At 31.9% G+C, this 19,611-nt stretch carries 19 protein-coding genes; 14 read left to right on the plus strand and 5 right to left on the minus strand.

Going from position 1 to position 19,611, the window contains the following annotated elements; all coding sequences use genetic code 11:
• The first annotated feature begins 206 nt into the window (after positions 1 to 206).
• Positions 207 to 1,532 (plus strand): DNA cytosine methyltransferase, encoded by a 1,326-nt coding sequence (locus ABGF48_RS04045; RefSeq protein WP_408105061.1) that lies wholly within the window; start codon positions 207 to 209, stop codon positions 1,530 to 1,532.
• A gap of 43 nt (positions 1,533 to 1,575) precedes the next feature.
• Here the strand turns inward: ABGF48_RS04045 and ABGF48_RS04050 are convergent, their stop codons facing one another.
• The 5 genes from ABGF48_RS04050 to ABGF48_RS04070 are packed head-to-tail and all read right to left on the minus strand — an operon-like array spanning position 1,576 to position 6,181.
• The gene (locus ABGF48_RS04050; RefSeq protein ID WP_408105062.1) at positions 1,576 to 2,715 is read right to left on the minus strand and encodes a hypothetical protein; all 1,140 of its coding nucleotides are present in this window, start codon (positions 2,713 to 2,715) and stop codon (positions 1,576 to 1,578) included.
• A 10-nt stretch (positions 2,716 to 2,725) separates the two neighbouring features.
• Positions 2,726 to 2,953, minus strand: a complete 228-nt coding sequence (locus tag ABGF48_RS04055) for a helix-turn-helix domain-containing protein (protein ID WP_408105063.1) — start codon at positions 2,951 to 2,953, stop codon at positions 2,726 to 2,728.
• An 11-nt stretch (positions 2,954 to 2,964) separates the two neighbouring features.
• The gene (locus tag ABGF48_RS04060; RefSeq protein ID WP_408105064.1) at positions 2,965 to 4,776 is read right to left on the minus strand and encodes an AAA family ATPase; all 1,812 of its coding nucleotides are present in this window, start codon (positions 4,774 to 4,776) and stop codon (positions 2,965 to 2,967) included.
• A 3-nt stretch (positions 4,777 to 4,779) separates the two neighbouring features.
• Positions 4,780 to 5,223, minus strand: a complete 444-nt coding sequence (locus ABGF48_RS04065; RefSeq protein WP_408105065.1) for an ABC-three component system middle component 2 — start codon at positions 5,221 to 5,223, stop codon at positions 4,780 to 4,782.
• Positions 5,216 to 6,181 (minus strand): ABC-three component system protein, encoded by a 966-nt coding sequence (locus ABGF48_RS04070; protein ID WP_408105066.1) that lies wholly within the window; start codon positions 6,179 to 6,181, stop codon positions 5,216 to 5,218. Before ABGF48_RS04070 ends, ABGF48_RS04065 begins: the two co-directional genes overlap by 8 nt.
• 398 nt (positions 6,182 to 6,579) lie before the next feature.
• On the opposite strand from ABGF48_RS04070, the gene ABGF48_RS04075 reads away from it, so the two are divergent.
• From ABGF48_RS04075 to ABGF48_RS04135, 13 genes are all read left to right on the plus strand, one after another.
• The gene (locus tag ABGF48_RS04075) at positions 6,580 to 7,116 is read left to right on the plus strand and encodes an RNA polymerase sigma factor (RefSeq protein ID WP_408105067.1); all 537 of its coding nucleotides are present in this window, start codon (positions 6,580 to 6,582) and stop codon (positions 7,114 to 7,116) included.
• A 120-nt stretch (positions 7,117 to 7,236) separates the two neighbouring features.
• Positions 7,237 to 7,416: a hypothetical protein gene (locus tag ABGF48_RS04080; protein WP_408105068.1), complete on the plus strand. Its 180-nt coding sequence runs from the start codon at positions 7,237 to 7,239 to the stop codon at positions 7,414 to 7,416.
• A complete protein-coding gene (locus ABGF48_RS04085; RefSeq protein ID WP_408105069.1) occupies positions 7,337 to 7,612 on the plus strand; it encodes a hypothetical protein in 276 nt (91 codons plus the stop codon). The genes ABGF48_RS04080 and ABGF48_RS04085 overlap by 80 nt, the downstream gene beginning before the upstream one ends.
• Complete coding sequence (locus tag ABGF48_RS04090) at positions 7,609 to 8,724, plus strand: DUF2800 domain-containing protein (protein WP_408105070.1); 1,116 nt, start codon at positions 7,609 to 7,611, stop codon at positions 8,722 to 8,724. The genes ABGF48_RS04085 and ABGF48_RS04090 overlap by 4 nt, the downstream gene beginning before the upstream one ends.
• 2 nt (positions 8,725 to 8,726) lie before the next feature.
• On the plus strand, positions 8,727 to 9,269 hold the full coding sequence (locus tag ABGF48_RS04095; protein ID WP_408105071.1) for a DUF2815 family protein: 543 nt from the start codon (positions 8,727 to 8,729) through the stop codon (positions 9,267 to 9,269).
• Between the two features lie 125 nt (positions 9,270 to 9,394).
• Complete coding sequence (locus tag ABGF48_RS04100) at positions 9,395 to 11,326, plus strand: DNA polymerase (protein ID WP_408105072.1); 1,932 nt, start codon at positions 9,395 to 9,397, stop codon at positions 11,324 to 11,326.
• 10 nt (positions 11,327 to 11,336) lie between these two features.
• Positions 11,337 to 12,125, plus strand: coding sequence for a phage antirepressor (locus ABGF48_RS04105; protein ID WP_408105073.1), 789 nt, complete (start codon positions 11,337 to 11,339; stop codon positions 12,123 to 12,125).
• Entirely contained in the window at positions 12,125 to 12,520 is a 396-nt protein-coding gene (locus tag ABGF48_RS04110) for a DUF7768 domain-containing protein (protein ID WP_408105074.1), read from the plus strand. Before ABGF48_RS04105 ends, ABGF48_RS04110 begins: the two co-directional genes overlap by 1 nt.
• On the plus strand, positions 12,517 to 14,745 hold the full coding sequence (locus ABGF48_RS04115) for a phage/plasmid primase, P4 family (RefSeq protein ID WP_408105075.1): 2,229 nt from the start codon (positions 12,517 to 12,519) through the stop codon (positions 14,743 to 14,745). Before ABGF48_RS04110 ends, ABGF48_RS04115 begins: the two co-directional genes overlap by 4 nt.
• A 139-nt stretch (positions 14,746 to 14,884) precedes the next feature.
• On the plus strand, positions 14,885 to 15,166 hold the full coding sequence (locus ABGF48_RS04120; protein ID WP_408105076.1) for a VRR-NUC domain-containing protein: 282 nt from the start codon (positions 14,885 to 14,887) through the stop codon (positions 15,164 to 15,166).
• A complete protein-coding gene (locus tag ABGF48_RS04125) occupies positions 15,167 to 16,513 on the plus strand; it encodes an SNF2-related protein (protein WP_408105077.1) in 1,347 nt (448 codons plus the stop codon).
• Between the two features lie 93 nt (positions 16,514 to 16,606).
• Positions 16,607 to 17,023 (plus strand): DUF1492 domain-containing protein, encoded by a 417-nt coding sequence (locus ABGF48_RS04130; protein WP_408105078.1) that lies wholly within the window; start codon positions 16,607 to 16,609, stop codon positions 17,021 to 17,023.
• 180 nt (positions 17,024 to 17,203) lie between these two features.
• Entirely contained in the window at positions 17,204 to 19,597 is a 2,394-nt protein-coding gene (locus ABGF48_RS04135) for a glycoside hydrolase domain-containing protein (protein ID WP_408105079.1), read from the plus strand.
• The last annotated feature ends 14 nt before the right edge of the window (positions 19,598 to 19,611 follow it).

Here is a 19,611-nt window from a genome sequence, read left to right on the forward strand (position 1 = left end):
AAAAAAATGTAAAAAGTATTTTTTGATGTAGTTTATTTCATACTAAAATATAAAATATTGTTTAATTGGTGATAAAAGATAAAGTTAGAGTTCGTAATTATTTACACGAGCCTGAATTTAGAAAATTAATAGTTCTAGTAAGATTTGATAAACCAAAATATGAATGGTATTATACGATTTGCAAATAAGCATGGTGAAATGGAGGGATGAAGATGGGGCAAATGTCACTTGAAGACTATTGGAACGAGGAGAAATACACACACCCTTCTCCCTATGACGGGATAATTCCAGACAAGAAAAGAGTGCTATCACTATTTAGCGGTGCTGGTGGAATGGATATTGGTTTCGAAGGTGATTTTTTGACATTAAAGAGATCTATCAACGAAACGATGCATCCTTCATGGATAAGAGAAGATTATGGAGAGTGGGTGAAAGTAGCTCCTACAAATTTTGAGACTGTTTTTGCAAATGATATTAGACCTGATGCTAAAGCTGCATGGGTAGGGTATTTTGAGGATAGAAAAGATGATGCAAATAGTATTTATAGATTAGAAAGCATTGTAGAATTAGTAAAAAAAGCAAAAAAAGGAGAAAAAATATTTCCAGAGGATATAAATATTGTAACTGGTGGTTTCCCATGTCAAGATTTTTCTGTAGCAGGAAATAGAAAAGGATTTAAATCAGATAAAAGCCATAGTGGAGGTAAATTGGATATAGATGAGCCTACTATTGAGAACAGAGGGCAACTATATATATGGATGAGAGAAGTAATTAGCATTGTAGAACCTGAAGTGTTTATTGCGGAGAATGTTAAAGGATTAGTATCTCTTGAAGATGCAAAAGAGATAATAGAACATGATTTTTCAAATGCGGGTTCAGGAGGCTATATTGTAGTTCCAGCGAAAGTTTTGCATGCAGCAGATTATGGAGTGCCTCAATCTCGTGAAAGAATAATCTTTTTCGGTTTTAAACGCTCGGCTCTAAAGCCAGAGGCTAAAGAAGCGTTAGAGAACTTTGATGAAGACTCAATTTTTAATCCATATCCAACAATAACTCACTCATTCAATATAAAAAGTGAATACTTAAAAGCTTTCGTTAGAACTAAAGAAGCTTTAAATGGGTTAAAAGAGCCAAATGAATCTAAAGATTTATCTCAAACTAAGTATTCTAAAGCCAAGTATTTACCTAAAGGCCAAGGAAACATAGAGATAAAGCTGGATTCAATTGCGCCAACAATCAGAGCAGAGCATCATGGTAATATCGAGTTTAGAAGGCTTAGTGCGGAAAATGGCGGAGTTAATAACGAAGAATTAGATCTTGGATTGGAGCAAAGAAGATTAACTGTAAGAGAATGCGCAAGATTACAAACTTTTCCAGATGAGTATCAATTCATTTTAGATAAAACAGATGATAATGTGGCACTAAGTGCAAGTAATGCTTATAAAATTATTGGGAATGCAGTACCAGTTGTGTTGGCTTATAATATAGCTAAAACTCTTAGTGAAAAATGGGGGATTTATTTCAAAAACTAAAAACAAGTCCTTATAAATTTTCATAAGGACTTGTTTTTAGTTTTCAAAGTTCTTCATATATAGCTAATAAAGAATCATTTCTTCTATAATACAATTTAGCTTCGGGAGTTCCATTAAACTGACCATGACTATAACGGTATTCATTTCGTAAGGTTAAAGTTTTATTGGTTTTATTATTTTTTATAGTAGTTATTATATTTGCTTGATCTTTAGGAACAGAAGGTTTGATTGAATCGATAGTTACATCTGTACCAAACTTATCTCTAGAAGGTACTTTATAAATCTCTACGCCTCTGCTGGTAGTTTTTGCATAATAATATTCTTTCTCATGGATTCTAAGAAATCTAGCAAGTGTTTCCTCGTATTTTAAATTATCCATTAAATATGAGGATAAATTTTGAGTTGCAATAAGAGCACATTCACGTTTAGCATTATTATATTCGTCTTCTTTTGAAGCGACTTTGTTTATAAATTTAGAAAAGGCATGCTCACGTATTAGGCTAATAGTGTTTTTTTCAAAATCACTATAGTCACTATTCTTATCTAAAAATTTGTTTATAGATTTGGAACCATCTCTTAATGAATAATTGAAATGAACTTTATCACCATTTAATCTTATAGAAGTTTTGTATCTTTGTGAATCGTCATAAGTCCAGATTTTATTTAAAACTAAATACTCAACAAGGATATTCCAAGTTGTATTAAACCATTCATTAAATTCTTGAGGAGAGAATTGTTTAAAAATATGGACATGTTTATAATTTGAGCCCGTAAAAAGATTGATCAATTTATAAAGTCCCATGTTTTCAAGGATAAAGCTATCTTCTTTTAAAGAAAACCCATATTTACCTATTAGGATATCTATAGGATCCTCTTTACTTGTGTCGCTACCTAGCCACATAATATTATCGCTTTTTTTGAAAATGAAATGAGGGTGGTTAAATATAGCTACTCCTAGTTGATAGCCATTACTAATAATTTGTTTATTATCGTATGAAAAAGTTTCAAATTCTTGTATTCTCTGAGCTAAGTGTAAGTTATCATTAGAAATAACCTCTAATGCTTTAGAGTAAAAAAAGTTTCCATCATAAAGGTCCGATAACGAAAAATCTATATTGTTTTTAAGCATTCCAATAGTCAAAGCAACTGAAAGCTCTCGCAGATGTGTTTTTGTATTTGGCATATAATCCTCCTTAATTTTTTGGATTGTCCATAATATATTTAGTTTCAATAATATCTTCTAACTTAACATCGATAGTTTCACAGATTTTCAATAATGATCTAGTGTTTACATTTTCACCCTTACTTAATTTATTGAGAGTTGCAGAGCTTAAACCAGATTGCTTAATTAAGTCTGTTTTGCTCATGTTCTTATCAATTAATACTTTCCAAAGTTTGTTATAGTTTAATTCCAATTTCAAAAATTAACCTCCTAGTCTGTCAAATCTTCAAGAAAACCATATCTACCATGTTCTTGACTTTTTGTAAATTCGATAGCGTTTAAGTCTTTTTGTTTCCAATTTATCTTTGGTAAATTTTTATTATTATCAATCAAAATAACTTGTCTATGCTTACCAGTTTCAATTAGGTATTTATAAAAAGATGACCTCATATTATCTAAATTTTCTTCTGTGGTCTTTTGCTCTTTTAGTGCCTCATCTAAACCTAGGAGAGGGGTGTCTACAATAAACAATGGGATAGGATAGGTTGCATTTCTATCAAGATAATCTAGCATTGATGAACTGACGATTGAGTTTAGATAGGCGCGGTAACCTTTACCTTGACTAGCTTTGAAGTCGCTATTTACAACAACATCAAATGTAGACTTGTCAAATCTTGCTGAGCTGAGATTAGGGAAGGAGCATTTTTCAAGATTAGATTTAACAATTTCACTCATATCACTAAAGAAGTCTTGAGGAAATCTATCTAACGGTTTATACTTACTGTCTTCAATTTTTTCATCATCAAAGTCCGATAAATCGTTATTCCATTCATTGGCCATTTTTTGTAAAGTTTCTTTTTCAGTCTGTAAGTTAAAGAATGTGTTATAGTCTTTTATGGTAGCTTCTAACTCATTTATTGCAGGAGCTATTATTTTATTAATGTGTTCGCTGTTTTGGTCTATTTTTTCCTGATTATTTTCAATTCGATTAGCGAGAGAAGAATCTTCTTCTTTCAAAAAATGTAACGTATCATTTAAGTCTTTTAATTTTACTTGAATACTTTTTAGTTCAGTAGCAACACTTTCCAAATTTAATAAATTATATTCTTTTACCAGTTTGGAATCACAAAAAGGACATGATACTTCTTCTTCATGTTCGTGCATTGGACCGTATCCCTCAATGATTAAAGTTAACCTATTCAAATCAATTTTATACTGGTCCATTAATTCTTTGAAGTTACGAATACTAACGCTATTCTCTTCTCTTTTTAGATACAAGAGGGTATTTTCTTTAGTAAGATTTCTATTATCCTGTGTAATCTTTGAGAGAGCGTCGTTGTTATAGTTTATTTGAGTTAAAGCATCATTTAATTTTTCTTCTGCTTCTTCTTTAGTTATGTCTTTCATAATCTCTGAGATTTCAGCTTCTTTCCTTGAGATTTCGCTGAGTTTATTATTTACGTATGAGCGAACAGCTTGGTTTTTAAGTTTTTTAGTCTCAGGAGATTCTTCTCTTTCTAAGACTGCTTGGTCTTTACCATTTATAAGAAATAAAAGAGAAGACCTAAATGATGTTTTATTAAACTTTGGATTTAAAATAGAATCTTCTCGTATAATTTCTGACTCTTTCAAAAAGAACATGTGTGACAAACTCCTCCAAGTGAGGTTTTGTGTAGCAAAATTCTCATTTTTTATTACTTTTATTGGGAGGTCTTTTAGACCAAGCAAAGTAAGGAATATATCAGATAGATTCATCTTATTTTTAGAGTCAAGAGAATACACGCCATCCTCAATTTCAGGAATAGAACTTGAGATGTATAATTTGTTTTTGTTTTCCTCTAAATATCTTTTTATTTCAATTTTTCCTGAAGGGGAAGAAAGCTCCATAACCAAATAATCTTGATTAATTAGGCCATCAACATCTTTTGCACCAAAAAGGTAATCAATAGACTTCAAAATCATGGTTTTACCTGTGTTTGAAGGACCATAAATTAGATTAAATCCATTACTAAAATCAACTTTCGATACTATTCCTTGTTTGATTACACTTTTAATTGATTTTATATGAAAAGTATTTCTCATGTTTTACAAACTCCTTTCTCGAGAGATACCGTTTATATATTTCAAAATCTCTGAATCAGAATACTCTTTAAAATGTTCTTGAGTTTCAATAGCAAGTTCTGTATAAATCATTGCATATTCAAGCTTTAGCGAATCAACCACTTGCTTTCCTGAATCCGTAATCTGAAATATGAAACCTTGATTTTCCGCTGAAACTGATGCGTAGCCTTTGGATACTAAAAGTTTCAGAGCTTTTTTCCCTAATTTTATTCGAGAAGCAAGCTCACTAAAGCGATATGGTTTTTGGCCATGTAAATCATAGTTCCCAAACTTAAAGGATTTAGAGTAAAGACTTAAATAATCTATACATGAAATATAGTCAGAGGTTCTTGCTTCCCTATTAAGAACAAAAAGTTGAATAAGCATTCTAAGAGAAATTTCATAAACTGAATTAAATAGACTACTCATCCTCATCCTCCTCAACCCAAACTAAGCGATTTTCATTAACCAACATATGGCAAAAGCCACATTTTCTCTTAATAGTAATCATTCCTGGTATGTCATAAATTCGAGAAACATTAAATTGAAGTTGTGTAGCCTGTTCCAGAACAGACAGCAGCCTGTCATATCCATTATTATAATTTTTCCTACTAGTATTGATGACACCATCGTAGGTTTCATCTAAGAGTTTTTGGAATTCATCGGTATCAGATGCAATGGTATCTCTTGAAAAGTTTTTTAAACTTTCAGCCTCATAAAAATTGACTCTTTGCTCTTGGAAATTTTCCTTGTACTTCTTTTTAAACTTTGACCTATCTTTAACATCAATATTGGTTTTTCCTGCTTCGTTATAGGCATCTATTAGAGCATGAATGTATTTCAACTTTAATTCGTAATCTGGAATCTCTTCAGCAGGAATCTCAGCAGTGGGTAAGTCCCATTTAGAGTTCCCTAAAATAATTTTCCCATCTTCTACTTTTATAGAATTAATAAAGTCTTCAACATTAGTCGGTTGAGGGCTTTTTTTCTTTGTGCTTGTTGCAGCTTTTCTTAAAATTGTGGTCAACAATTTTGAAATTTCAATGTGCATATTTGACCGAGTCAGATTTGTCATATTGAATAGGTGAATAAAGTTTTCTAATACAAGCTGCGTTATTTCTTCTGTTGTGTCTTCTAAGTACTCAGCAAAAGACTCCTCATCGCCAGCTTTTAATAAGTCTCTAGCCAATGGTTTTGAAATTTCTGAAGTCCCATAAGCATAAGTTCTTAGTGTTGCAGGTTTCCTTTTTATATCTATATTAGGTACCTCATCACGATAGGGAGTATATTCTACGAATACTCTATTTACGAAACTTGGCATGCTTTCTTTTTCCTCTTTTAATGGCTCAATGCATTGGATGAATTTTGCAAATTCAGTGTCTCTCAAAAAATGACCTCCTTCCATTTAAGATGTGTTTTAATTCGAATCTTTTGGGATCTTCAAATATCCAAAGATAAAAAGAACCAAAATATAATTAAGACAGATATTAATTTAGTCTGACAAATTAATTATATCAGAAAAATATTCACTTTACTAAAAACACTGTTTAGAAAGATGAATGAAACAGTAGTAAACCTAAAAGTCAGAACATTATGAACATTCTCAGAGTCCGAGATGCGCATTAGGACGTAGGGGATTACAAAAATAGCTAAAGAAGTCTAAGAGACTTTCCAAGCTTTTTGATCTCTACGTTTATTTCTAATGCGCATTTTTTGTGCTTTGAAAAACAAAGGTCAGTTTTGTCTTCCCGATGAGAATTACCAAATTTCAAAAGGAGACAAGATATGACAAAGAAAGACAAAAGATTTTTAGAAACAGAAGTAACAAAAGAAGCGATTAGAGAACTAAACCTAGACAAAAAGAAAATTAAAACAGTTAGAAGAGGAAATGGATTCAAAACATTCTACTACGAAGAAGTAGACGAGGAGCTTTATTTTGAAGTCAAAAGACCAGAATGGGTCCATGAAAAAAGAAGATACAGATTATTTGAGGATGAAAGAAAAGGAAAACTATCCATCATTTATATCGATCAAGTAAGAATTGATGATTCTGACGAAGAAAAAGCAAATTTAGAAATTCCATCGAACATAGATATAGAAAGGGATGCTATGGAACACCTAAGAGATGAAGCCTTATATGAGGCTTTAGACAAACTTGATGAGAGTGAACGTATGTTAATAAATCTCTTATTTTTCAATGAATTGACAGAAAGAGAAGCTGCAAAGCAAATGGGAGTTAGTCAAAAAACAGTTAACAATAGAAAAAGAAAAATATTAGAAAAGTTAAAAACTGATTTATCTGACTACTCAGACATGGTCTAAATGTCCTGTACCTAATAGGAGGAAAAACTCCCTCTACAAATATTACTCAAGATGGCCAGAAATGTCCTGTAAGAAGTAGAGGGATAAATTCCTTCAAAAATATGGAAAGGAGGAGGACCAATGCGCGAAAGAGAAGAAATGGCAACAAGACTTTATGCAATTTCCATTGTATCCAAGAAGTTAGCAAGACAGTTATTACAGCAAGAAAGGAGAAAAATTTATGGCAAAGATAAAACAGTTAAAAGAAATTCACGAAAGCCTGACAGAAATTGTAGACGACTTAGGAAACCTACTATATAGAGAAGACGATAAAGAAACTAAAAATGAAGAAGAAATTGATATTGAAACCTTAAGAGGCATTTTAGCTGAGAAGTCCAGAGCTGGATTTACTAAAGATATAAAAGAACTACTAAGCAAATATGGTTCTGACAAATTATCTCAAGTAGATCCTATGAACTATAAAAATCTCATCAAGGATGTGGAGGAGCTTAAATGAGTCATGCTTTATTATCCCCATCCTCTTCAGAAAGGTGGATTAACTCTCCAGCTAGTGTGAAGTATCAGATTATATTTGAGGAAGAATCTTCTCCTTATGCTAAGGAAGGTACAGAGGCACATAAGCTTTCTGAATTTAAACTAAAAGAATCTTTAGGTATTGATACTAGTAATCCAAGAAAAGAGCTTGAGTTTTATTCCAAGGAAATGGAAGAATGCTCTGATGGCTATGTAGAGTATATACACGAAATCATGGCAGGTCTAGAAAAGCCCAAAGTTTATGTAGAAGAGCAACTCGACTTATCGATGTATATACCAGAATCCTTTGGAACAGCTGATGCAATTATTGTATCTGAGAAAGAACTTCATATAGTAGATTTCAAATATGGGCTTGGAATTCAAGTTAGTGCAGAAAAGAATAGTCAGTTAATGATTTATGCCCTTGGAGCTTTATATCTATTTGATGAAATCTTCGATATAGAAAAAGTGACAATGCATATTTACCAACCAAGAAGAGAAAACATTTCATCTTATGTAGCAAAACCAAAAGAGCTATATAAATGGGCTGATGAAATTCTAAAGCCTAAAGCAAATCAAGCTATAAATGGCCAAGGTGAATTTAAAGATGGACCATGGATGAGATTTTGGCCAGCAAAAAGCAGAGGAAGAAGAAGGGCTGAATATGTTCTTGAATGCTTAAAGTATGACTTTAAAAAGCCTGAACTTTTACTCGATTCAGAAATTGAGGATATTCTTTCCATTATCCCGTCTCTTGAATCCTTTATAACAGATGTAAAAGATTATGCCCTTAAAGAAGCAAAGCTTGGTAAAAGCTGGAAAGATTTCAAGCTTGTCGAAGGTAGAGCAACAAGAAAATATGAAGATGAAGAAAAAGTTATAGAAACAGTAGAAAAACTAGGTTTAGACCCTTATGAGAAAAAATTACTTGGGATAACCAAGATGACAAAACTTATGGGAAAAGAGGAGTTTGATAAACACCTAAACCCATATATTACGAGACCTCAAGGAAATCCCATTCTTGTCCCTCGTTCAGATAACCGTCCAGAAATCGGAAATGTAAAAAATGAATTTTCAAAAATAGAAGGAGATTAAATATGACAAATCAAACTAAAGTAATTACAGGTGAAGTAAGACTATCTTATGCAAATTTATGGGAACCAAAGAGCATTAATGGAGGAAAAGAAAAATATTCTGTATCAATCATTATTCCAAAAAGTGACCAAAAGACAATTGAAAAAATAGAAAGAGCTATAGATGCAGCTATTGAAGAAGGTATCGGTAAATTTGGTGGTAAGAAACCAAATAAAAAGACTTTAAAATTACCTCTTCGTGATGGAGATATTGAAAAGGACGATGAAGCTTATCAAGATTCATATTTTGTAAATGCAAACTCTTTAACAGCTCCTCAGATTGTAGATAGAAATGTAGAGCCAATTTTTGATAGAAGTGAAATCTATTCAGGTGTTTATGCAAGAGTATCTATTAACTTCTATGCCTTTAATGTAAATGGAAATAAGGGTGTAGCAGTAGGTTTAGGTAATGTTCAAAAAATAAGAGACGGTGAGCCTTTAGGCGGAAGAACTAATGCAAGTGCGGACTTTGATGCTTTAGATGTTGAAGATGACTTTTTATCGTAGGAGGAAAATATGAAAATAATCGAATATTTCTTTGCGATATATATAGGGACTATATTGGCAAACTATGTCATTAAGACCGTGGTAGATATTTACATCTATGTCAAAAGAAGATTAAAAGATAACAAATGAAAAGAATAAATTTAGATATAGAGACTTACAGCTCTACAGATTTATTAAAGTATGGGGTCTATAAATACGCTTTGAGTGAGGATTTTGAAATCCTCCTCTTAGCCTACTCTATTGATGGTGGAGAAGTTAAAGTAATTGACCTCAAACAAGGTGAGTTAATACCTAAGAAAGTTATAAAAGCCTTAAAAGATGAAACGGTTGAAAAATGGGCATTTAATGCAAACTTTGAAAGAATCTGTCTATCAAGATATCTAGATGAAAAATTAGATCCATCATCTTGGTATTGCTCTATGGTTTGGTCAGCATATCTGGGACTTCCTTTATCCCTTGAAAAAGTAGGAGAAGTTTTAAGCCTTGATAAAAAGAAACTCCAAGCTGGAAAATCTCTAATTCGATATTTTTCTATTCCTTGTTCTCCAACTAAAAGCAATGGTATGAGATTAAGAAATCTACCTCATCATGACAAAGAAAAGTGGGAAGAATTCAAAGTTTATAACAAAAGAGATGTGGAAACAGAAATGGAGATTCATGAAAAACTTTCACCTTTTCCAGTTCCAGATTTTGAATGGGAAAATTATCACATAGACCAAAGGATAAATGATAGAGGGATTTTAATTGATGAAGTATTGGTTGATAAAGCCATAGCCTTTGATGAAATTTTAAGTGAAGAAAATATGAAAAGAGCTATAAAGCTAACTGGACTTGAGAATCCTAACTCACCTTTACAATTAAAAGAATGGCTAAATTCAAAAGGGATTGAAATAGATTCTCTTGCTAAAAAGGAAGTAAAAAAAGCGTTGAAAAATGCAAGTGGAGTTGTAAAAGAAGTTTTGGAACTTAGACAAGAACTGTCAAAATCATCCGTTAGAAAATATGATGCTATGAAAAATGTAAAAGGTAAAGATAATAGGGCTAGAGGTTTAATTCAATTTTATGGTGCAAATCGTACTGGAAGATACTCAGGAAGACTTATTCAAGTTCAAAATTTGAGAAGAAATAATCTAAAAGACTTAGAGCTTCCAAGAAGTCTAGTTAGAAATGGCGAGTTTGAAACCTTGATGCTTTTATATGATTCTCCATCAGATGTTCTTTCTCAGCTTATTAGAACAGCCTTCATACCAAGAGATAAAGAAAGGTTTATCATCTCAGACTTTTCAGCTATTGAAGCAAGAATACTCGCATGGCTTGCGAATGAAGAATGGCGAATGAAAGCTTTTATTGATGGTGAGGATATTTATTGTAGATCAGCAAGTGAGATGTTTGGAGTACCAGTTGAGAAAAATGGAGTCAATAAAGAACTTAGGCAAAAAGGAAAAATAGCTGAACTAGCCTGCGGATATCAAGGTTCTATTGGAGCACTTAAAGCTATGGGAGGTCTTGAGATGGGTTTATCTGAAGATGAACTTCGTTCTATTGTTGATTCTTGGAGGGAATCAAATCCTAATATAGTAAAGCTTTGGTGGGATATAGATTTAATTGTAAAAAGAGTTATTAAGGCAAGGTCTAAAGAAAAGTATAGAAATCTTACATTTTCTTATGAAAAAGGGATTCTTTTTATAACCCTTCCAAGTGAAAGAAGGCTCGCTTATGTGAAACCAAAAATTGGAATGAATCGATTTGGTGGAGAGTCCATTACTTATGAGTTTACAGGCGTTTCCAATAAATGGGAGAGGATTGAATCCTATGGAGGAAAGTTTGTAGAAAATATAGTTCAGGCAATTGCTAGGGATATTTTAGCAAAGGCTATTAAGAGACTTGAAAATAAAGGATACAAAATTGTCATGCATGTTCATGACGAAGTAGTAATTGAAAGTGATTCATCAAGCATTGAAGAAGTAAATAAGATTATGTCTCTTGTTCCTAAGTGGGCAGACGGATTAGTGCTTGATGCAGATGGATTTGAAGCAAAATTTTATAAGAAGGACTAAGGAGGTCTTTATGAAGTTAGAAGTATTTAGAAATAATGATTTTAAAGATATCAGAACAATGCTTATTGAAAATGAACCGTGGTTTGTAGGTAAGGATATAGCTGAGAATTTAGGTTATAAAAATTCTAGTAAAGCCGTTATCAATCATGTAGATGATGAGGATAAACAGTTTATTATGATTAATTTAGCAGATTCCCAAAATGGGAATGTGCCTAGAGGGCAGACTAAAACAGCGTTTATAAATGAGTCTGGTCTATACTCTCTGATTTTATCAAGTAAACTATCAACAGCTAAAAAGTTTAAAAGATGGGTGACAAGTGAAGTTTTACCGTCTATTAGAAAAAGAGGTCTTTATGCAACTAATGAGCTCTTAGACAATCCAGATTTATTCATATCCGTTTTAGAAGATCTAAAAAGAGAGCGGGAAGAAAAGTTAATTTTACAGCAGCAAAATCTAGAGCTTAAACCAAAGGCATCCTATTATGATGTGATATTAAATTGTAAGGAAGCAGTAGCTATTTCAGTTATTGCTAAAGATTATGGCTTTTCTGCTATAAAAATGAATAAACTTCTTCACAGACTTGGAGTTCAATTTAAGCAAGGGAAAATATGGCTTTTATATCAAGACTATGCCGAAGAAGGGTACACCTGCACAAAGACTCACGCCTATCAAAAAGGAAATGGGGAGATTGGTTCAAAAGTTCATACCTACTGGACTCAAAAGGGAAGACTCTTTATCTATGACCTTTTAAAATCAGAAGGCTATGTACCCTTAATTGAAAAGAAGGTGGCAGCATAATGAAAAGTGAACTTTATAACCAAAGTGGCTGTAAAGATCCTACAGCCTATAAAGCAATTAAAAATTTATCTAAAAAGACTTACTTTCCTTTGGTATATATCTGTAGCCCTTTTTCAGGGGATATAAATAATAACGTTAAAAAAGCAAGAATCTATTCAAGATATGCCCTTGATAAAGGCAACATCCCAATAGCCCCTCATCTTCTATTTCCTCAATTTATGAGTGAAGAAAAAGAAAGAGATCTTGCTATGCACTTTAATTATGTACTTCTTGGAAAGTGTGAAGAGTTATGGGTCTTTGGTGATTATATTAGCTCTGGGATGGCTTTAGAAATCGATGTAGCTAAGAAAAGAAAAATGAAAATAAAATATATTTCAAAGGAGGTGGGAGCTTGAAACTATATGTATCAAATAGAAGAGGAGATTCCTTTAATGCTCTTTATCCAAATGAAATAAAAGTAAGTGATATTAGGTCTTTTGAGGAAGCGGTATCTTTTGACCATGTTATGGCAAAGTATAAGGCTAATCATAGGTCTCGAGATAATTTTATAGAATCTGACTGTATCGCTATGGATTTAGATAATGACCACTCTGAAAATCCTAAGGACTGGATTGGGATTAAAGACTTAAAAGAATACTTTGAAGATGTAGAGTATGGAATTGTATTTAGTAGAAACCATAATAAAGAAAAGGGAAATAAAGCTAAAAGACCAAGAATGCATATCTACTTTCCAATTCCAAAAGTAACAAGTCTTAATGCTTATGAAAATATTAAGGCAGAAATTATATCTTATTTTCCCTATTTTGATAGTAAAGCCATTGATGGAGCAAGATTTTTCTATGGAGTGGAAAATCCAATCGTAGAAATTATTCGTGGCAGAAAAGATGTAACTCAAATCCTTGTTGATAATTTTGAAAAGTGGGAGAATGACCAAAGTCTTATTAAGGAAGGCTCAAGAAATTCTACTATGAATCATTTTGCAGGTCGTATCCTTATTAGATATGGAGACAGTAAAGAGGCAAGAGACTTATTTGATAGAAAAGCCATGCTTTGTTCTCCACCTTTATCAAATGAAGAATTAGAGCTTATTTGGAAATCTGCTTTGAAGTTTTATAAAAAAGTATCTTCTAGTGATAATTATATAAACCCTGAAGATTACACTGAAGGGATAAATCTAAAACCTTCAGAATTTTCAGATATAGGCCAAGCAAATGTTTTTGTAAATGAATATAAAGATAAGGTTCGTTTTTCTCCATCAACGGGATTTTTAGTCTATAACGGATCTTACTGGGAAGAGACAGAATTAAAAGCACAAGGTCTTTCTCAAGATTTGGTAATAAAACAGCTTGAAGAAATTGATAGAGAACTTATGAAACTTGAAGATGAAATATCATCAAGTGGTATTAGAGATGCTCTTACTACTATGTCAGAGAAAAAAGCAATCAGCACCTTTGATAAAAACCAAGTAAATCTTTTTTATAGATTAAAAGCCCTTCAAACTTATAAGAATTATGCGGTTAAAAGAGGAGATACAAGGGCTATACATGCAACCTTAAAAGAAGCAAAGCCTATGCTTGAAATCGACCAAAGAATGCTTGATACAAATGAATACCTATTAAATACACCTTCTTTTACAGTTGACTTAAAAACTGGTGAGAATAAAAGTCATAAAGCAGAGGATTATATAACTAAAGAAACCCTTGTTGACCCAAGTAAAGAGAATATGGATATGTGGCTTGATGCTCTTGATACATTTTTTGTATCTGATAAAGAGTTAATAGAATACGTACAGAAAGTTGCAGGAATTTCACTTATTGGGAAAGTATTCATAGAGGCTTTAATTATAGCTTATGGAGATGGTAGAAATGGTAAATCCACATTTTGGAACACTATATCGAGAGTACTTAATCTATATAGCGGGTCAATATCTGCAGATATTCTAACAGTAAATTCTAAAAGAAATGCTAAACCTGAACTTGCTGAAGCCCGTGGAAAAAGATTATTAATAGCAGCAGAGCTTGAAGAGGGTTTAAGACTTAATACCTCAAATGTAAAACAACTCTGTTCTACAGATGAAATTGTAGCTGAGAAAAAATACAAAGATCCCTTTAAGTTTATCCCTTCCCATACCCTTGTTTTATATACCAACCACCTACCAAAGGTTGGTGCTCTAGATGAGGGAACCTGGAGAAGGCTTATTGTAATTCCTTTTGAAGCAAAGATTGTAGGAGCTAGTGACATAAAAAACTATACAGACTATTTATTTGAAAATGCTGGGGGCGCAGTTTTAAGCTGGTTAATCGATGGAGCTAAAAAAGCTATTAAAGAAGATTTTAAGTTCAAGCTTCCTAAAAAAGTAGCAGATGCAATTAGTCATTATAAAGAATCTAATAATTGGTTTAAGCATTTCTTAAATGAGTGCTGTGAGACTGATTCATCATACGAGGAAAAATCTGGAGAGCTTTACCAGGAGTATAGGGCTTTTTGTTTAAGAACTGGAGAGTATATAAGATCCACTACTGATTTTTATGCTGCACTATCCTCATCAGGATTTAATAGGGTTAAATTACGTGACGGAGTTAAGATTTATGGCCTAAGGCTAAAAAGTGAGTTTGTGTAAAAATAGCCATTGTGATGGTCTCGAATGTCTTATATGTAATTTTTTAAACGTAAATAAAAACTAAAAATATTATATATATAGAGGTTATAGAAAGGAGGTTCGAGACCATCACACATCTTCAAGAAAGGTTGAAATATCAATGTTAGAAAAGAATATAGAAAAAAGATTAATTGATGAAGTTAAAAAGAAAAAAGGTCTATGTCTTAAGTTTATATCTCCATCTATGACGGGTATTCCTGACAGAATAGTGCTTTTACCTAATGGAAGAATAGGATTTGTAGAAGTAAAAGGACCAGGAGAAAAGCCTAGACCCATTCAGTTAAAGAGAATAAAAGAATTAAAAAGTCTAGGATGTAAGGTTTTTGTATTAGATGAAATAGACCAAATAGATGAAGTTATAAAAAAGATTGGAGGTGACTAGTTGGAATATAAACCACATAAATATCAGGAATTTGCTACTGAATTTATAAAAGAAAAAGAAGTATCAGCCTTACTACTTGATATGGGCCTTGGTAAAACTGTAATTAGTTTAACTGCTATAAAAGATTTACTATTTGATTCATTTGAAGTTTCTAAAGTGCTTATAATTGCACCACTTAGAGTAGCAAGAGATACATGGAGACAAGAAATTGAAAAATGGAATCATCTAGATATACTAAAGTACTCAGTGGCAATAGGAAGTGAAAATGAAAGACTTAAAGCTTTAGAAGAAAAAGCAGATATATATTTAATCAACAGGGAAAATGTAGACTGGCTAATAAATAAAAGTGAAATGCCCTTTGATTATGACATGATAGTTATCGATGAACTTTCATCATTTAAGTCACACAGATCAAAAAGATTTAAGGCCTTAATAAGAGTAAGACCAAAGGTAAAAAGGATAGTTGGGCTTACTGGGACACCCTCTTCTAACGGATTAATGGATTTATGGGCACAATTTAGACTCCTTGATATGGGTAAGAGACTTGGAAGATTTATAGGTCAGTATAGAGAGATATATTTTAAGCCAGATAAAAGAAATGGGGCAATTATCTATTCATATAAACCACTAGCATTTGCAGAAGATACGATATATAAAAAAATATCTGATATCACTGTATCAATGAAATCAGAAGATTACCTTAAAATGCCAAAAAAGATAATAAACGAAGTTTATGTACATCTATCTGATAAAGAAAGAGATATCTATGAAAGCTTTAAAAAAGACTTAGTTGTAAATCTGAAAGATAAAGAAATAGATGCAGTTAATGCTGCTGCTCTTTCTAATAAACTTCTACAAATGGCATCTGGTGCAGTTTATGATGAGAACAAAGAAACAGTTTATATTCATGATAGAAAGCTTGATGCGCTTGAGGATTTAATAGAAGGTGCAAATGGAAAACCTGTTTTAATAGCCTATTGGTATAAATCAGACTTAAAAAGAATTAAAGAAAGGTTTGATGTTAAAGAACTAAAAACAAGTGAAGATTTTAATAAATGGAATGAAGGAGAAATTAAAGTAGCAATTATTCATCCAGCATCTGCAGGTCATGGATTAAACCTTCAAGCTGGAGGCTCTACTCTTATTTGGTTTTCACTTACATGGTCTTTAGAACTTTACGAGCAAACCAATGCAAGACTTTTTAGGCAAGGACAAAAGGATACTGTAGTAATCCACCACATTCTAGCAAGAGAAACAATTGATGAGGATGTAATAAAGGCATTAGAAAGTAAAAACAAAACCCAGTCAGCCTTAATTGATGCAGTGAAAGCGAATCTATGTAGTTAATGTCATGGAATGTCAGTATTAGAATTTGATAAGATTAACATAATGAGCAGGAGTTATATGGATAACTTACCTCAAAAAGTATGGGGGTAAGAAATGAACGCAAAAGAATATTTACAACAAGCATTTTATTTAGACAAGAGGATTAATAGCAAATTAGAGCAAGTAGAAATACTAAACACTTTAGCTACTAAGGTAACATCAACTTTATCAGATATGCCAAAGAGTCCTCATAGACGAACATCGATATTAGAAGATACGATTGTTAAGATTATTGATCTTCAAGATGAAATCAATAGGGATATTGATAAACTAGTAGATTTGAAAAAAGAAATAGCGAATTCTATTTGTTCGCTTAAAGATAAAGAAGAACAAACGGTTCTTGAAAAAAGATATCTTTGTTTTAAAACATGGGAGCAAATAGCTGTCGATATGAACTACTCAATTCAACATTGTTTCACAGTTCATAGGAATGCATTAGGGAAAATTTCTGTTCCAATTAAAACTTTGTAGTAAAGTTGATAGAATGAGAGTTAACTAGTGTAGTATAGTTAGAATAGAAAAAGTATAGGCCTTGAGGAGAAATCTTCGGGGCTTTTTTTATGCAAGAAATGGAGGTAATTATGTAAAAAAAATTTATTTATGAAGTTTGTAAATTTGTTATATAAAATAAATATTTAAAAGGAGTGGAGCATGGATTTAATGGTATTAGAAACTCAACAATGGTTGAATAAGACCTATGGGCAAGATAATAGATACGAAAAGGTAAAAGAAAATGGAAAGACTGGATGGCCAACTATAGACGCACTGACTTTGGCTTTACAAATAGAATTAGGTATACAAAATACTGCAACAAACTTTGGACCAACAACTATAAGATTGTTTAACGAAAAATTTCCAAAAGGAGTAAAACAACAAAATGATGATGATAAATCAAAAAGTAATATTTACTCTATAATTCAAGGAGCTTTATGGTGTAAGGGCTACTCTACAGGTTCTCACATAACACAAAACTTTTATAATGGAACTGGTAAAGCAATAAAAGAATTAAAATCAGATATGGGTTTAGGTGGAGACTCAACAGTTACAGTGGATATCATAGAAGCTCTTCTTTCGATGAAACAATTTGTATTGCTTTGGAGATACGGTGGGAGTGAAGGAGTTAGAATTATTCAACAAAAGCTTAATAGAGATTATCCAGAGTATTTAGGCATCATACCTACAGATGGCTTATATGGTAGGGAAATGAATACTGCATTAATAAAAGTACTACAAGCAGAACAAGGATTTAAACCAAATGAGGCAACAGGGTACTTTGGTAAAGGTACTAAAAGCAGATTAAAAGTCTTAACTGAAGATAACTATAAATCATATTTAGGCATGTTCAAAGTAGCATATTATGCTCTTCATTGTTTGGGCTATGGGGCAGGTCCATTAGAAAATAGTTGGACTTTTGCATTTGCACAAGCATTAAATAATTTCCAAACTGATTATGGATTAGAAGTGACCTCTAGATTAGATATAAACACTTGGATGAGTTTATTGACTAGTAGAGGAAATCCAGATAGAAAAGTCACAGCTTGTGATACAAGATTTGAGATAACGGATGCACTTCTAAAAAAATTAAAGTCTGATGGATATCAGATAGTCGGAAGATATTTAACTGGAGGAGACTTTAAGGAAATTAGAGATGGAGAATTACAAAGAATAATTGATGGTGGAATGAAGTATTTTCCTATATTTCAAGAGAGTGCTAGAAAATTATCTGACTTTAGTTATCAAATAGGTTTAGAACATGGTAGAAAAGCGAGTATTGCAGCTTTAGAAAAAGGAGTTCCAAATACAGTAATATATTTTGCTGTAGATATGGATATACTAGATTATCAAATCGACTCTCACATAATTCCATATTTTAGAGGAATAAATGAAAGTATAGATTATAGATATCAAGTAGGAATTTATGCATCAAGGAATGTATGTACTAGAGTAGCTAATGTGGGGTTATCAGTATCAAGCTTTGTCGCAGATATGTCTACAGGATTTAGTGGAAATTTAGGATTTAGAATACCATCTAATTGGAATTATGACCAAATATATGAAATAAGTGGTTATGGAGGTAAATGGGATTTAGATAAAGTAGCTTACAGTGGAAGAATTCCTGCTTGTGCTAAAGTTGAAGAAAAACGAGATAATTATATAGAGTATACTTTACCTACAAGAACTTCGAAAGAAGAGTTAAAGCAATATACTAAAATCCAAGATATTTATCCTCTAATAAAGGATCTACAAGATGCATACCAAGAATATATAGATATTAATTTATTTTCAAGTAATAAAGCTTTATATAACTCATCAATAGGGGCTCTGCAGTATATTGCTAAACCTTATTTTTTAGAATCTGGATTCATAAAAGGAATAGGTTTTTCATTAGTAACATCTATTGCATATGACACGGGTTTTGATTTATATATGAAAATTACAAAAAAGAATTTAATGAATAAACTATCTCCTTACATTAATGGGGATAAAAAAATATGGGATGGTTATAAATACCCAATAGATTTACCACATCTAGCAGTAACTACATTAACTTATAAAAATTTTACATTAAATCCATCATCGTGGAATGGATGGGCTGGTGATTTAGTATCTGCATATAGTTATGTAAGAGATTATTATAATAACAATCCTAGCGGGAATTTGAGAAAAATCGCTAGAGCATATATAGGTGGTTCATATCCTAGAACTGATCTAAAACCAGAACCAAATACAAAATATAATCCATGTAGTTTTATTGATTTGTGTTCAGATGGGTTTGCAATCAATCTTGCTAATAATTTAGAAAAAGATTTAGTATCTTCGCTAAATAAAACTTTTACTTCAACATCTAATCCTTTTATTTATATATTAGAAGATATAGGGGTTGAAAATAATATAGTACAGATTAGGGAAAAAGTAAAAGACATAACTAGAGGTTTTATACTAGATTTACTTTCACGTCTTGAAAATAATTTTACTGATAGTCCAGAAGAAATAAAAGAAATATGTGTGGATATATTTGCGAGATATTTAAATAAATCAATATAGAAAAAATAGGAGAT

This window comes from Helcococcus bovis, assembly GCF_046035835.1.
GTDB classification, from domain to species: Bacteria; Bacillota; Clostridia; order Tissierellales; family Peptoniphilaceae; genus Helcococcus; species Helcococcus bovis.